Raw genomic sequence first — 13,727 nt, 5'->3', positions numbered from 1 at the left:
CGGCCGGGGGCTCGCAGCCTCCGGAGCCTGCGGACCGGTCGTCGGCTGCGGGCTGGTCCTCGGCGCGGGCTTCGGCTCAGACACGGATTCCCCTCGGGATGGTGAGACGGCCGAGCAGGACGTACGCGGCGTCGAAGAGCAGGGCGAGGATGACGACGCCGAGCGTCCCCGCGAGGACCTGGTTGATGGCGTTGGCGCTGCCGAGCGAGGCGATCCCGCGGAAGATCTCGTTGCCCAGGCCCGGCCCGGAGGCGTAGGCGGCGATGGCCGCGATGCCCATCAGCATCTGGGTGGAGACCCGGATGCCGGTCAGGATCGGCGGCCAGGCGAGCGGCAGTTCCACCTTCAGCAGCTGGGCGCTGCGCGACATCCCGATGCCCTTGGCGGCGTCGACCAGGGCGGGATCCACCCCGCGCAGCCCCACGATGGAGTTGCGGACGATGGGCAGCAGCCCGTACAGCGTCAGGGCGATCACGGTCGGCGCGACGCCGAGGCCGACGATCGGGATCAGCAGGCCGATCATGGCGAGGGAGGGGATGGTCAGCACCGTGGAGGTGGAGGTGACCGCGAGGTTGCCGGCCCAGCCGCTGCGGTAGGTGAGCACGCCGATGGCGACGCCGAGGGCGGTCGCGATCACCATGCACTGGAAGACGGCGCTGGCGTGCTGGAAGGCGTCGGTGAGGAGCTGCTGGTGGCGGCTGGACAGGTAGGACCAGAAGCTCACGCCACGTCACCTCGTCCGTCGTTGCCGCAGGCCGGTCGGGTCAGTCGTCCTCGGCCGCCTGTTCGACCAGGGGGATGATCCGCAAGGGTACGGGATTCTCCATGACAATCGCTGTCGAAGCCCGAACGATCCCATCAAACGCGACAACTCGGTCGATCACCCGCTGAAGGTCCGCGTTGGACCGGGCCACGAGCCGGCACAGCATGTCCCCGTGGCCGGTCGTCGTGTGCAGCTCCAGCACCTCCGGAACCCCGTCCAAGTGGGCTCGTACGTCCGCGCCTTGCCCCTGTTTGATCTCCAGTGTGGCGAAGGCCGTCACCGGGTAGCCCAGGGCCGCCGGATCCACCTGCGGACCGAACCCCCGGATGACTCCGTTCGACTGAAGCCGGTCCAGCCGGGCCTGCGCCGTACCGCGCGCCACGCCGAGCCGGCGCGAGGCCTCCAGCACCCCGATCCGGGGCTCGCGGGCGAGCAGGACGATGAGCCGGCCGTCGAGTTCGTCGATTCCCATGGGTGCCTCCCGGGCGGTCGGTCGGTGGTCATAGTGCACAGATATCCCAGCCATGGTGGGCTGATACTGGGCAGTCTGTACAGCAGAAATGGAAACTATTGCGCAGCTTGTGGAACGGCGGGACTCTGCCGTCATGACTGAGACCCAGCCGCTCGACACCGCACCGTCCACCGCCGCCAAGGCCGACCCCTTCCCGGTCAAGGGCATGGACGCGGTCGTCTTCGCCGTAGGCAACGCCAAGCAGGCCGCGCACTACTACTCGACCGCCTTCGGCATGAAGCTCGTCGCCTACTCCGGACCGGAGAACGGCACGCGCGAGACGGCCAGCTACGTCCTGACCAACGGCGCCGCGCGGTTCGTCCTCACCTCGGTCATCAAGGCCTCCACCGACCGCGGCCGCTTCCTCGCCGAGCACGTCGCCGACCACGGCGACGGCGTCGTCGACCTGGCGATCGAAGTCCCCGACGTGAAGGCGGCCTACGCCTACGCCGTCGAGCACGGCGCGCGCGGCCTCGACGAGCCGTACGAGCTCACCGACGAGCACGGCACGGTGCGGATGGCGGCGATCGCCACCTACGGCCAGACCCGGCACACCCTGGTCGAGCGCGGCGACTACACCGGGCCCTACCTGCCCGGCTTCGTCTCCGTCGCCCCGATGGTCGAGCCCCCGGCCAAGCGCACCTTCCAGGCCATCGACCACTGCGTGGGCAACGTCGAGCTCGGCCGGATGAACGAGTGGGTGGCGTTCTACAACAAGGTCATGGGCTTCACGAACATGAAGGAGTTCGTGGGCGACGACATCGCGACCGAGTACTCGGCGCTGATGTCGAAGGTCGTCGCGGACGGCACCCTGAAGGTGAAGTTCCCGATCAACGAGCCGGCGATCGCGAAGAAGAAGTCGCAGATCGACGAGTACCTGGAGTTCTACGGCGGCGCCGGAGTCCAGCACATCGCGCTCGCCACGAACGACATCGTCCGCACGGTGCGCGAGATGCGGGCGGCCGGTGTGACCTTCCTGGACACCCCGGACTCCTACTACGACACCCTCGGCGAGTGGGCGGGCGAGACCCGCGTCCCCGTCGAGACCCTGCGCGAGCTGAAGATCCTCGTCGACCGCGACGAGGACGGCTACCTGCTGCAGATCTTCACCAAGCCGGTCCAGGACCGCCCGACCGTCTTCTTCGAGATGATCGAGCGGCACGGGTCGATGGGCTTCGGCAAGGGCAACTTCAAGGCCCTGTTCGAGGCGATCGAGCGGGAGCAGGAGAAGCGGGGCAATCTGTAGATTGCGCAGTCCGGGCTGCGGGCCCGGCCGAGCCGGGGTTGCTGGGGCTCCGCCCCAGACCCCGCGCCTCAAACGCCGGCGGGGCTGGATTCGGCCGGCGTCGCCCGGCACCTTCAAAGCCGGCGGGTTGGAACATCCAGCCCCGCCGGCGTTTGAGGCGCGGGTCCGGGCAGAGCCCGGGACGCCCCGCGCAGCGGCCCCGGCCCGGCCCGCCTCCTACGGCTTCGGCTTCGGCTTGGGCACCGGCTTCGCCTTCGGGAGTTCCGGAGCCACCCACGGCTTGGTGGGCTGCATGTTCTCCGGGCCGCCCGCCGGGGGCTTGCCGATGGCCGCCAGGGCCTGCTTGGCCAGCGGCGCCCGCACCGGCGAGAACCGCGGGTTCGTGCGCAGGGCCTCCTCCAGGTGCCGCCGCGCCCCGGCCACGTCGCCCAGGCCGCGCTCGATCATCGCCCGGTGGTACGAGAACTCCGCGATCCGCAGCCCCTGCTCGGTGGCCTTCTTCGCGTACTCCAGGGCCCCCGCGTCATCGCCCGTCTTGTGCAGCGCCCAACCCAGCGCGTCCGCCACCTGCACGCTCTTGTGCCGGGCCCACTCCGCCGTGAGGCGCCGTACGGCCGCCGCCGGGTCGCCGTGGTCCGCCTCGAACCGGCCCAGGAGCAGCTCCTCGTTCACCCCGCTCCGGGCGGCCTGCGCCACGATCCCGTCGTACACCGCCTTCGCCTCGTCGCCCCGGCCCAGGGACTCCAGCAGCTCGCCCAGCTCCAGCGACAGTGCCGGCACCGAGGCCCGCCCCAGCGCCAGCCGGTAGTCCCGTACGGCCTCCCCGCCCCGCCCCAGCGCCGCCAGCACCCGCGCCCGGCCGCCCAGCGCCTGGGCCTGCGCCGGATCGGTGCGCAGCGCGGCTTCGTACTGCTTCAGGGCCTCCGCGTCGTCGCCGCGCTCCCACGCCAGCTCCCCGAGGCGGAACAGCACGTACGCCTTCTCCGCCGGGGCCTTCGCCGCGCCGCCCGCGTGCTCCATGGACATGGTCGCGTCCTCGCGCCAGCCCCGGTCCCGGTACACCTGCGAGGCCTTCATGAAGGCCGCCAGCCCCGGCCGCAGGTCCACCAGGCTCTCCATGGCCTTCTCCGCGGCCTTGTAGTCCCCGAGACCTCCGTACGCGTCCACGAGCACCGGGTACGCCGTCCACCGCTTCGGCGCCTGTGCCCGTACGAGCTCGCCCCACTTCTTCCCGGTCCCGAAGTCCCGCCGGGCGTTGGCCAGCGTGCCCATGCCCGTCATCGCGTCGAAATTGCCCTTCTCCGCCGGGCGCAGCTCCAGCGAGCGCTTCAGCGCTCCCTCCGCCTTCGGGTACCAGCCGGGATCGGCAGTCCGCCGCGCCTGCTCCAGGTACGCCGACCCCAGCACCGCCCACGAGGCCTCGTCGTCCGGGTGCCCCGCGACCCACTTCTCCCGGTCGGCGACCAGCGCCGACAGGTCCACCGCCGCCACCGGCGCCCCCATGCCGACCGCCGCGCGGGCCCGCTCGCTGGGCCCCGGCGGGCGCGCGTCGTCGCCCGTGCGGGCCGGCCGGATCAGCAGGGCCCCGGCGATCAGGACCACCAGGGCCGCCGCCGCCACGAGCGTCTTGCGGCCGGTGAAGGTCACGGGCGGGGCAGCCTGCTGCTGCCTCTCCTGAGAGACGGATGCGTCGCGCATAGGGTCCATGGAGTCACTGTGCGTCAATATGAAGAGCTCGCCGAGGTGTCCGAAGAGCGTCGCGGGCGTGTTCACACCGATGGCCCCGACTGTCACGCTGGCACCATGGCTGACGAAGTTGACGACGTTCGCGCCCCGAGCCGCGCCCCGCAGGACGCCCCGCTCGCCCCGCGGCTCCATGCGGTGCTCCTGGAGGGCCTCCCGCCCGAGGCCCTGCTGACGGACCCGCAGGTGACCGCCTCCTACGCCACCGACATGGCGAGCTTCTGCGCCGCGGGCACCCCGGCCGCCGTGGTCCTGCCCCGGACCGTCGAACAGGTCCGGCACGTCATGCGCACCGCCCACGCGCTCCGCGTGCCCGTCGTCCCCCAAGGTGCCCGTACGGGCCTGTCGGGCGCGGCCAACGCCTCCGACGGCTGCGTCGTGCTCTCCCTCGTGAAGATGGACCGGATCCTGGAGATCGACACCGTCGACCGGATCGCCGTCGTCGAACCGGGCGTCGTCAACGCCGTCCTCTCGCGCGCCGTCGCCGAGCGCGGACTGCACTACCCGCCGGACCCCTCCAGCTGGGAGCAGTGCACCATCGGCGGGAACATCGGCACCGCCGCCGGCGGTCTGTGCTGCGTCAAGTACGGGGTCACCGCCGAGTACGTCATCGGCCTCGACGTGGTCCTCGCCGACGGCCGGCTCCTGCAGACCGGCCGGCGCACCGCCAAGGGCGTCGCGGGGTACGACCTCACCCGCCTGTTCGTCGGCTCCGAAGGCAGCCTCGGCGTCGTCGTCCGGGCCGTCCTCGCCCTGCGCCCGGCCCCGCCCCGCCAGCTCGCGCTCGCCGCCGAGTTCCCCTCCGCGGCGGCGGCCTGCGCGGCCGTCTGCGCCGTCATGGAGGCCGGTCTGACGCCCTCGCTGCTGGAACTGATGGACCGTACGACCGTCCGCGCCGTCAACGCGCTGGGCAAGATGGGCCTGCCCGAGACGACCGAGGCCCTGCTGCTCGCCGCCTTCGACACCCCGCACGCGCCCGAGGACCTGGCCGCCGTGGGAGCGCTGTGCACCGCCGCCGGGGCGAGCGCCGTCGTACCGGCCGAGGACGAGGCGGAGTCCGAACTGCTCCTCCAGGCCCGCCGGATGGCCCTGCCCGCCCTGGAGGCCCTGGGGCCCGCGACGATGATCGACGACGTGTGCGTACCGCGCACCCGGCTCGCCGAGATGCTGGACGGGACCGCCGCCATCGCCCGTACGCACGACCTGCTCATCGGGGTCTGCGCGCACGCGGGCGACGGGAACACCCACCCCATCGTCTGCTTCGACCCCGCCGACGAGGACGAGACCCGGCGGGCCCGCGCGTCCTTCGAGGAGATCATGGCGCTGGGGCTGGAACTGGGCGGGACCATCACGGGGGAGCACGGGGTCGGCGTCCTGAAGAAGGACTGGCTCGCCCGCGAACTCGGCCCGGTGGGGCTGGAGATGCAGCGCGCCGTCAAGCACGCCTTCGACCCGGAGGGACTGCTCAACCCGGGCAAGCTGTTCTGAGTCACAGCTCTCCGTCCGCCGACTCGTCCGACGGCCACGGGTCGCGCATCCACAGCTCGTCGGCCGGCGTCGGGGCGAGCAGCTCGGCCAGCGCCGCGTCCAGGCCGAGCCGGTCGGCCTCGGTGCCGGGCGGCACGATCCTCAGGGTCCGCTCCAGCCAGGCCGACACCGACACGGCGGGGGCCTCCAGCAGGGCGTCGCCGTCGGGGGAGCTGAGCGCCATGCACAGAACGGCCTGCTGGCCGACCTTCGTGGGCCAGATCCGTACGTCGCCGTGGCCGCACGGGCGGAACACCCCCTCGACCAGCAGTTCGCGGGCGAAGGTCCAGTTGACGGGGGTGCTGGAGCCGGTGTGGAAGGTGATGTGCACGGCGTACGGGTCGTCCGTCAGGTACAGCAGCCGGGCGGGGACGGGGACGCTGCGCTCGGGGGACAGGACCAGCTTCAGTTCCAGCTCGCGCTCGACGACGGGGTGCTGCATGGCGGCCTCACTTCGGTACGGGGTACGTGTTCGGGTGGTGCGCGGGGCCGGAGGGCCGGCCCACACCCGCAGAGAGCGCCGAAGTGCCCGGGTATGACGCGACTTCGCGAGGCAGGTCGAGGATTGGCCGAAATCAATCGGATGACCGAAATCTTCCGTACGGGGCCCGCGCTCGTCAGGGTTCGCCCGAACGCTTGGATTCTCCCGTTACCGGACCTGCCGGGGGGCGGTTCTTGGCTATGGTCCACCCCTGCAAGAAGCCTCAAGCCACGATCGGAGTTGGGGACATTGACGGCCTCCCCTGGTGACGGCGAGCACGCGGCCCGCGAGGGCTACTACCCCGATCCGTCCATCCCCGGGTACGTCAGGTTCTGGAACGGCCTGAACTGGGTTCCCGGTACGAGCCGCCCCGCGGCCCCTGCCGACGAGACGGGTCCCGTGTTCCTCGACCAGACGGGAATGAGCGAGGCGCTGCGTGAGCCGGAGCGATGGCCGGAGCCCCGGCCGGAACCGGCTCCGCACCCGGCCCGCGACGCCTGGCCGGAGCCGGCCGCGCCCCGGGCGGAGCCTGCCCTGCGGCCCGATCCCGCTCCCCAGGCCGAGCCCGCTCCCCAGGCCGAGGCCGCTCGCCGGTCGGAGTCCGCTTACCGCTCCGAGCCCGCGCACCGGTCGGAGCCCGAGGCCTGGCCGGAGCCCGCCGCCCGGGCGGAGTCCGGGGCTTGGGGCGGGTCCGGTGCGGACCCCGAGCCCGCGGGATGGCAGGTCGACCCGCTCCACCAGGCCGGGTTCGGCGGGCCGCGCGACCACCGGGTGTCCTGGGGCCATGAGCACGAGGAGGCCGCGGCCGCCCGCCCCGGCGGGATCTCCCTGGCCCGCCCGCCGGTACCGGCCCCCGCCCCCCGCCCGGCGCAGGCGCATGCCCAGGTGCAGGCCCAGGCCCCGGCCCACCGCTCGGCACCGGCCCCCGTCTCGGCCGCCCTGCCCGCGCAGGTCTCCGGCTCCGCCGCCCCGGGCGGCCTCGGCATCCTGTCGGCTCCCTCCCCGGCCGGCGAGGCCGCGGCAGCCGCCCGCGCCGCCGCCCAGGAGCCCGCGTGGCCCGCCGCCCCGGCCGCGCCGCTCCCGGACGCGGCCCCGGAGCGCGCACCCTCCGCGGAGCGCCCCGCCCCCGCCCCGGCTGCCCCGGCCGTCGCGGCGGAGCCCGCCCGGCGCGCGGCCCCCGTAGAGACCCCGAACCGCGCGGAGCGACCCGCGGGGACCGGCCGCGCGGTGTTCGAGCGGATGGCGGAGCGGGCCGTGCGCCCCGCCGGGCTCGTGCGCCGCGCGACGGCCCGGCTGCTGGACTGCCTCGTGTACGCCGCCGTCGCGACCGGGGCGGCGCTGCCCCTCGTGCCCGCGGCGACCGCGCACCTCCAGGCCAAGGTGGACGCCGCCCGGGCGGGCGGCCGGACCACCACCGTGTGGCTGCTCGACGGGACCACCGCGGGCTCGCTGGGCCTCGTACTGGGCGCCGTCCTCCTCTTCGGCGTCCTCTACGAAGCCCTGCCCACGGCCCGTTGGGGCCGCACTCCGGGCAAGAAGCTGCTCGGCGTACGGGTCCTGGCCACCGCCACGCTGCGCCCGCCCGGCTTCGGCGCGGCACTGCGCCGCTGGCTCGTGTACGCCCTCCTGGGCCTCCCGGGGGCCCTGTGGGCCCTCGCGGACCGCCGGCGGCGCCGGACCCTCCACGACCGGGCGGCAGGGACGTACGTGGCCCGCTAGGGGCCTGTCGTCAAACTCCCGTCTGCCTCGCGACGCCTGGCACGCGCTCTCGCCGCACCGAACGGCAGCCAAGTACGTCCGGTACACGGGCTTCCGCCCGGCACGCCGAGAGCACGCACCAGACGCCGCGAGGCCGCCCTTCGGGCGACGACGGGAGTTTGACGACAGGCCCCAGGCCCTGTCGTTGGCCGTCTCCCGCACGCCCGTCCCCCGAATGGACGCGTTCCCGTTGCGGGCCGCTGCGGGCCGGGTTCGACTCGGGCCATGAGCACCGACCAGCCGCCGCCGGGCCAGCCGCCCGAGGACGACCCGTTCCTCAAGAAGCCCCAGGAACCGACGCCTCCGCCGTCGGGTGGTTCGCCGTACGGCTCACCGCCCGCAGGCGCCGGTGGAGGTTTCCCGCCGCCTCCGCCCGGAGGTGGCGGGGGCTATCCGCCGCCTCCCCCGCCCGGCGGAGGCGGCTACCCGCCCCCACCGCCCCCGTACGGAGGCGCGGGCGGTGGCGACCCGTACGGCGGTGGTGGCGGCTACGGCATGCCCGACCCGCTCGCCGGGATGCCGCCGCTCGCCGACTTCGGCAAGCGGCTCGTCGCCCGCGTCATCGACCTGCTGATCATCGCCGTCCCGCTGTTCGTCATCCAGCTGTTCGCCGGTGACCGCAACCGCTACACGGTCGACACGAACCAGGGCGAGGACGTCACCGAGGTCATCACCAAGTCCTACAGCGGCAGCGGTCTCGTCATGACCCTGATCTCGATCGTCGCCTACGTCGGCTACGACTGGTGGTTCGTCAAGAAGAACGGCCAGACCCTCGGCAAGAAGTGGATGGGCCTGCGCGTCGCGATGCTCAACGACGGCAGCGTCCCGCAGTCCAACGCCGCTCTCAGCCGGTCGGCCGTGCTCTGGCTGCCGACGCTGATCTGCTGCTTCTGCCTGTGGCCGATCGCGCTCGTCATCTCGATGCTCGTCGACAAGCCCTACAAGCAGGGTCTGCACGACAAGGTGGCCAAGACCGTGGTGGTCCAGGCCACCTAGCGGCACCCGGTCCGAACGCGCGGGCGGCCTCCCCACGGGGGAGGCCGCCCGCGCCTCGGTGTGCCGTGCCGTGGTCCGGGGCGGGCCGGCGGTGTCCGGTCAGTGGTGCACGGGGTGTTCCACCGGGGCGGGGGCACCGGCCGCAACGTCCTGGGGCACGGTGTCGGGCACCGGCGATGCGGTCCTCGTACGGGTCGCCGCGTGCCTCCCGCGCCGGCGCGGGAGCGGCACGGTGAGCGCGACGAGGAGCCCGAGGGCGAGGGCGGCGGCGGAGATGACCGCGACGCCGAGTCCCGTGCTCGTCTGCGAGAGCAGCAGCATGGCGATCGTCGACACGATGACGGTGGCGGACCCGTAGGCGAGCTGTGCGGCAGTCGGACGCGGCATGGCGATTTCCGTCCTCGAAGCGGGAGGGGGAGTCGGCTCGGACCAGGTCTGGCGTCGAGTGACTCTACGACGGTGGATGCCCGAGCGGAACTGTCGGTAAGCGTGACCTCACTCATGCGACGGGAAGCAGCGGAGCACGGGGGGCGCACGGGGAGCATCCCTGGGGCCCGGGGGGCCCGGGGGGCGGGGAGGGGCGGATGGGACGGGTGGGGTTCGATGGCATCCAGCACGGGTCCGCTACGGGTCCACCGCGGGTCCGGCACCAGTACGGGGCGAGTCCGGGGCGGGGTGCGACGCCGGGCCAGAAGTACCGTTCGTCCCCTATGGCCGCGGAACGTCCGAATAGCGGAACTCGATGACCGCATAGTGCAGTTGTAAGGAACAAGTCAAGGTCTGTCTTTTCTTGCGACTCTCCGGTCAAATGTCGTCACTTGAGACGCGCGCCGCACGGAACCCCCCACTCCTACGGAGAAGTTCCGCACCACTTCGCGGCCGCGGGAGGGGAACGACATCAAGTGACCAGCAACTCGGCCAGAAGACGAGCGCTGCGCGCCGCCGCAATCGGCGTGACCCTGGCAGCGACGGCGGCCACCGGCGCCGCCTTCACGATGGCCACGGCAGACCCGGGTGCGAAGGTGTCTGCCGCGGACCGCCAGGACCCGACCGCTCCTTCGAAGGAGCAGGTCAAGCACAACCTCGAAGGCCCGTTCAGCAAGCAGCAGGAGCAGGCCCGCAAGGCTGCCCTGGAGCAGGTGCTGAGCGGCAAGAAGGGCGTCGAGCAGCGGGGCGCCTCCAAGGTCGTCAAGCTCGACGACAAGAAGTACGTCGAGCTCGGCCGCGAGAAGACCGACAAGATCTTCACGATCCTCGTCGACTTCGGCGACCAGGTGGACAACACCACCACGTTCGACCCGGACGGCCCCGGTCCCAAGCCGGCCGTGCCCAAGTACGGCGGCAACCCGGGCCCGATGCACAACCAGATCGCCCAGCCCGACCGTGCGGTGAACAACAGCACGGCCTGGCGCAAGGACTTCAACCGCGCGTACTTCCAGGACCTGTACTTCGGTACCGGCAAGGGCAAGAACTCGCTGAAGACCTACTACGAGAAGACCTCCTCGGGCCGTTACTCGGTCGACGGCGAGGTGGCCGACTGGGTCAAGGTCCCGTACAACGAGGCCCGTTACGGCTCGAACTACTGCGGCCAGACCAACTGCGCCAACGTCTGGGACACGGTCAAGGACGGCGTGACCGCCTGGGCCGAGGGCCAGAAGAAGGCCGGCAAGACCGACGCCCAGATCAAGGCGCAGCTCGCCCAGTACGACCTCTGGGACCGCTACGACTTCGACGGCGACGGCAACTTCAACGAGCCCGACGGCTACATCGACCACTTCCAGATCGTCCACGCGGGCGAGGACGAGTCGGCCGGCGGCGGCGTTCAGGGCACCAACGCCCTGTGGGCCCACCGCTGGTACGCCTACGGGACCGAGGCCGGCAAGAACGGCCCCGCGAACAACAAGGCCGGCGGCACCCAGATCGGCAGCACCGGCATCTGGGTCGGCGACTACACGATGCAGCCCGAGAACGGCGGCCTCGGCGTCTTCGCGCACGAGTACGGCCACGACCTGGGCCTGCCGGACCTCTACGACACCTCCGGTGGCGGCGAGAACTCGGTCGGCTTCTGGTCCCTGATGTCGGCCGGCTCCTGGCTCGGCAACGGCAAGGACTCCATAGGCGACCTCCCGGGCGACATGACCGCCTGGGACAAGTTCCAGCTGGGCTGGCTGAACTACGACAAGGCCAAGGCCGCGACGAAGTCCACCCACAAGCTGGGCGTCTCGGAGTACAACACCAAGGACAAGCAGGCGCTCCTCGTCGACCTTCCCAAGAAGAAGGTCACCACCGACATCGTCGCTCCCGCCGAGGGTGCTTCCCAGTGGTGGAGCAACATGGGTGACGACCTCAAGAACACCCTCACGCGCTCGGTCGACCTGACCGGCAAGTCCTCCGCGGCCCTGTCGCTCAAGGGCTGGTGGGACATCGAGGCGGAGTACGACTTCCTGTACACGGAGGTCTCCACCGACGGTGGCGCCACCTGGACCGCGCTCGCCGGCACCGCCGACGGTGTGGCCATCCCGGTCGACGCTTCCAACAGCCCGTCGCTCACCGGCGTCTCGGGCGGCTGGAAGAACCTGAACTACTCGCTGAACGCCTACGCGGGCAAGAAGGTCGACCTCCGCTTCCGCTACCAGACGGACGGCGGCGCGGGCGGCAAGGGCTTCACGGGCGACGCGCTCAGCATCACGGCGGACGGCGCCACGCTGTTCACCGACGGTGCCGAGAACGGCGACAACGGCTGGACCGGCAAGGGCTTCTCCCGCGTCGGCGCCGGCTTCACCAAGGAGTACGCCCAGTACTACCTGGCCGAGAACCGCCGCTACGTCTCGTACGACAAGACCCTCAAGGTCGGTCCGTACAACTTCGGCTTCGCCAACACGAAGCCGAACTGGGTCGAGCACTACGCCTACCAGGACGGTCTCCTGATCTGGCAGTGGGACACCTCCCAGAAGGACAACAACACCAGCCAGCACCCCGGCGCCGGTCTGATCCTTCCGATCGACGCCAACGCCAAGCCGATGAAGTGGTCGGACGGCACCCTGCTGCGCAACAAGATCCAGCCGTACGACGCCGCCTTCAGCGCGTACAAGACGGACGCGATCACCCTGCACAAGAACGGCCAGGAGCTCTTCCTGAAGCCCAAGCCCGCGCAGCTCGTCTTCGACGACCACAAGGGCAAGTACTTCTACGACGAGAACCCGACCGGCTCGGTGAAGACAACTGACACCAACACCAAGATCAAGATCGTGAAGGAGACCTACGACGGTCTCGTCATGACGGTCGAGGTCGGCCCGTCCGTTAAGTAATCGGCAAAACCGCAGGTCAAAGCATGATCGGCCGTCGCCCCCTAGCGGGCGGCGGCCGTTCGCGTTTAGATGCGTGGGCTGAGTTTCTTATTGACGGGGGAGATGAAGACATGCCCGGTGGAGGTTTCGTCCGATTGCCAGGCGGCAGCGTGGTCGTCGCGCTCACGCTGCCCAGACCGTCCGTGGAAGGTGCCGTCGAGGGCGGCATCGAAGGCGGAGCCGAAGGCGGAAACGTCCGCGTGCTGGTGCACGCGGTGAACCGGGCCCGCGCCCTGACCAGGCTGCGGAACCTCGGACTGCGCGCCGTCTACCTGCGAGGCAACGCCCAGCCGCCTACTCCGGACGAGATCACGGCCGTCCTGCACCACCCCGACGGCCTGCTCTGGCGCTGCGCGCCGGACCGGGCGGCGGAGCTGTGGCACCCGATCAGGGCCCTGCTGGGCTGACCGGGCGGCTCGAGCGGGCGGGGGCCGGCCGGGGCGGGGCCGAGCGGCCCCGCAGGCGCCCCGCAGGCGCCCCGCAGGCGCCCCGCAGGCGCCCCGCCGGGCCTACGCCGGTGCCCCGGTGTCAGCCGGCCACCACCGGGGTCCCGCTCAGCTCCACACCGGCCTCCCGGAGCTCGGCCAGCGCGCGGGTCGTGGTGTGCGGGGCCACTCCGGCCGTCAGGTCCAGCAGCACGTGCGTACGGAACCCCGCGCGGGCCGCGTCCAGGGCGGTGGCCTTGACGCAGTGGTCGGTGGCGATCCCGACCACGTCGACCTCGGTGACCTGCCGGTCGCGCAGCCACTCGGTGAGCCCGCGGCCGTTCTCGTCCGCGCCCTCGAACCCGCTGTACGCCGCTTCGTACGCGCCCTTGTCGAAGACGGCTGCCACGGCCCCCGAGGCGACGGCGGGCGCGAAGTTCGGGTGGAATCCCACGCCCTCGGTCCCGGCGACGCAGTGCACCGGCCAGGAGGTCTCGTAGTCCGGCCGGGCCGGGGGGTGCGCGAAGTGGGACCCGGGGTCGATGTGGTGGTCGCGGGTGGCGACGACGTGCCGGTAGCCGGCGGTGGCCTGGCCGATGAGCTCGGTGATGGCGGCGGCGACGTCGGCTCCGCCGGTGACCGCGAGGCTGCCGCCCTCGCAGAAGTCGTTCTGTACGTCGACGACGATCAGTGCGCGGTGCATGTCCGGTGCCCTTCGGCTTGGTGTGTGGTGGGCGGGGACCCTGCGGGGGCTCTTCCCCCACCCCGCCCCTTCCCGAAACTGGGGGCTCCGCCCCCAGCCCCCTTTCGCGGGGCTCCGCCCCGCACCCCGCACCTCGAACGCCGGCGTGACCGGGTCCGGGCGGAGCCCGGGGAACGGTGGAAGGGCGGGTCGGGGACGAGCCCCGCAGGGCCCGGCCCCCGGCCTCC

Annotated in this window: 12 protein-coding genes; 6 read left to right on the top strand and 6 right to left on the bottom strand. The window is 72.0% G+C overall.

Annotation, left to right across the window (positions count from 1 at the left end; all coding sequences use genetic code 11):
* Positions 1-76: 76 nt before the first annotated feature.
* A complete protein-coding gene (locus ACFYM0_RS25520; protein ID WP_388505267.1) occupies positions 77-724 on the bottom strand; it encodes an ABC transporter permease in 648 nt (215 codons plus the stop codon).
* A 40-nt stretch (positions 725-764) separates the two neighbouring features.
* On the bottom strand, positions 765-1,235 hold the full coding sequence (locus ACFYM0_RS25515) for an Lrp/AsnC family transcriptional regulator (protein WP_327252965.1): 471 nt from the start codon (positions 1,233-1,235) through the stop codon (positions 765-767).
* Positions 1,236-1,368: 133 nt separating this feature from the next.
* Here ACFYM0_RS25515 and hppD point away from each other — a divergent pair, with 133 nt between their 5' ends.
* Positions 1,369-2,520: a 4-hydroxyphenylpyruvate dioxygenase gene (gene hppD, locus ACFYM0_RS25510; protein WP_388505264.1), complete on the top strand. Its 1,152-nt coding sequence runs from the start codon at positions 1,369-1,371 to the stop codon at positions 2,518-2,520.
* Positions 2,521-2,736: 216 nt separating this feature from the next.
* Here the strand turns inward: hppD and ACFYM0_RS25505 are convergent, their stop codons facing one another.
* Entirely contained in the window at positions 2,737-4,314 is a 1,578-nt protein-coding gene (locus tag ACFYM0_RS25505; protein WP_388505262.1) for a tetratricopeptide repeat protein, read from the bottom strand.
* 9 nt (positions 4,315-4,323) lie between these two features.
* Between ACFYM0_RS25505 and ACFYM0_RS25500 the strand changes: the two genes are divergently transcribed.
* Positions 4,324-5,751 (top strand): FAD-binding oxidoreductase, encoded by a 1,428-nt coding sequence (locus ACFYM0_RS25500; RefSeq protein WP_388505259.1) that lies wholly within the window; start codon positions 4,324-4,326, stop codon positions 5,749-5,751.
* Position 5,752: 1 nt separating this feature from the next.
* On the opposite strand, the gene ACFYM0_RS25495 is transcribed toward ACFYM0_RS25500, so the two are convergent.
* Positions 5,753-6,232 (bottom strand): SsgA family sporulation/cell division regulator, encoded by a 480-nt coding sequence (locus ACFYM0_RS25495; RefSeq protein WP_266908420.1) that lies wholly within the window; start codon positions 6,230-6,232, stop codon positions 5,753-5,755.
* A 288-nt stretch (positions 6,233-6,520) separates the two neighbouring features.
* On the opposite strand from ACFYM0_RS25495, the gene ACFYM0_RS25490 reads away from it, so the two are divergent.
* Positions 6,521-7,990 carry an RDD family protein gene (locus tag ACFYM0_RS25490; RefSeq protein WP_388505255.1) on the top strand — a complete coding sequence of 490 codons (1,470 nt, stop codon included), beginning with the start codon at positions 6,521-6,523 and terminating at the stop codon, positions 7,988-7,990.
* 264 nt (positions 7,991-8,254) lie between these two features.
* Complete coding sequence (locus tag ACFYM0_RS25485; RefSeq protein ID WP_388505252.1) at positions 8,255-9,025, top strand: RDD family protein; 771 nt, start codon at positions 8,255-8,257, stop codon at positions 9,023-9,025.
* A gap of 99 nt (positions 9,026-9,124) precedes the next feature.
* Here the strand turns inward: ACFYM0_RS25485 and ACFYM0_RS25480 are convergent, their stop codons facing one another.
* Positions 9,125-9,412, bottom strand: coding sequence for a hypothetical protein (locus ACFYM0_RS25480; RefSeq protein WP_267821196.1), 288 nt, complete (start codon positions 9,410-9,412; stop codon positions 9,125-9,127).
* A 515-nt stretch (positions 9,413-9,927) separates the two neighbouring features.
* Between ACFYM0_RS25480 and ACFYM0_RS25475 the strand changes: the two genes are divergently transcribed.
* On the top strand, positions 9,928-12,333 hold the full coding sequence (locus tag ACFYM0_RS25475; RefSeq protein WP_388505249.1) for an immune inhibitor A domain-containing protein: 2,406 nt from the start codon (positions 9,928-9,930) through the stop codon (positions 12,331-12,333).
* Positions 12,334-12,443: 110 nt separating this feature from the next.
* Positions 12,444-12,779, top strand: coding sequence for a hypothetical protein (locus ACFYM0_RS25470; protein ID WP_327252956.1), 336 nt, complete (start codon positions 12,444-12,446; stop codon positions 12,777-12,779).
* Positions 12,780-12,900: 121 nt separating this feature from the next.
* Here the strand turns inward: ACFYM0_RS25470 and ACFYM0_RS25465 are convergent, their stop codons facing one another.
* Entirely contained in the window at positions 12,901-13,500 is a 600-nt protein-coding gene (locus ACFYM0_RS25465; RefSeq protein ID WP_388505246.1) for an isochorismatase family protein, read from the bottom strand.
* Between the last annotated feature and the right edge of the window lie 227 nt (positions 13,501-13,727).

The sequence above is a fragment of the Streptomyces sp. NPDC006487 genome (assembly GCF_042870555.1).
Classification (GTDB): Bacteria; Actinomycetota; Actinomycetes; order Streptomycetales; family Streptomycetaceae; genus Streptomyces.
Note: the sequence above shows the minus strand (reverse complement) of the source record. Positions and strands in the feature narration are given on the sequence as shown.

Coding starts and splice junctions, on each gene's coding strand:
- ACFYM0_RS25515 (WP_327252965.1), bottom strand. CDS start 1,235: ATGGGAATCGACGAACTCGACGGCCGGCTCATCGTCCTGCTCGCCCGC.
- hppD (WP_388505264.1), top strand. CDS start 1,369: ATGACTGAGACCCAGCCGCTCGACACCGCACCGTCCACCGCCGCCAAG.
- ACFYM0_RS25500 (WP_388505259.1), top strand. CDS start 4,324: ATGGCTGACGAAGTTGACGACGTTCGCGCCCCGAGCCGCGCCCCGCAG.
- ACFYM0_RS25495 (WP_266908420.1), bottom strand. CDS start 6,232: ATGCAGCACCCCGTCGTCGAGCGCGAGCTGGAACTGAAGCTGGTCCTG.
- ACFYM0_RS25485 (WP_388505252.1), top strand. CDS start 8,255: ATGAGCACCGACCAGCCGCCGCCGGGCCAGCCGCCCGAGGACGACCCG.
- ACFYM0_RS25480 (WP_267821196.1), bottom strand. CDS start 9,412: ATGCCGCGTCCGACTGCCGCACAGCTCGCCTACGGGTCCGCCACCGTC.
- ACFYM0_RS25470 (WP_327252956.1), top strand. CDS start 12,444: ATGCCCGGTGGAGGTTTCGTCCGATTGCCAGGCGGCAGCGTGGTCGTC.
- ACFYM0_RS25465 (WP_388505246.1), bottom strand. CDS start 13,500: ATGCACCGCGCACTGATCGTCGTCGACGTACAGAACGACTTCTGCGAG.